1 rRNA gene is annotated in these 724 nt (G+C 54.7%); it reads left to right on the top strand.

The window, feature by feature from the left end:
* Positions 1-655, top strand: a 23S ribosomal RNA gene (locus SM447_RS29285); the annotation flags it as partial.
* Between the last annotated feature and the right edge of the window lie 69 nt (positions 656-724).

The raw sequence follows: 724 nt of genomic DNA, 5'->3' as shown, positions 1-724 counted from the left end.
TGACTGGGGCGGTCGCCTCCTAAACAGTAACGGAGGCGCCCAAAGGTTCCCTCAGAATGGTTGGAAATCATTCGAAGAGTGCAAAGGCAGAAGGGAGCTTGACTGCGAGACCTACAAGTCGAGCAGGGACGAAAGTCGGGCTTAGTGATCCGGTGGTTCCGCATGGAAGGGCCATCGCTCAACGGATAAAAGCTACCCTGGGGATAACAGGCTGATCTCCCCCAAGAGTCCACATCGACGGGGAGGTTTGGCACCTCGATGTCGGCTCATCGCATCCTGGGGCTGGAGTAGGTCCCAAGGGTTGGGCTGTTCGCCCATTAAAGCGGTACGCGAGCTGGGTTCAGAACGTCGTGAGACAGTTCGGTCCCTATCCGTCGTGGGCGCAGGAAATTTGAGGAGAGCTGTCCTTAGTACGAGAGGACCGGGATGGACGCACCGCTGGTGTACCAGTTGTTCCGCCAGGAGCATCGCTGGGTAGCTACGTGCGGACGGGATAAGTGCTGAAAGCATCTAAGCATGAAGCCCCCTCCGAGATGAGATTTCCCTTTGAGCAATCAAGAAAGACCCCTCAGAGACGATGAGGTAGATAGGTCATGGGTGGAAGCACGGCGACGTGTGGAGCTGAATGATACTAATCGGTCGAGGCTTTGATCTAGTCTAAGGTTTGTGTGAATTGATGAGTCTACAGTTTTGAGAGAACGATCTCTCTTGTCTGGTGGCGATA

Source organism: Micromonospora aridisoli (assembly GCF_056150025.1).
The sequence above is the reverse complement of the archived record's forward strand: the minus strand, read 5'-3'. Positions and strand labels throughout refer to the sequence as shown.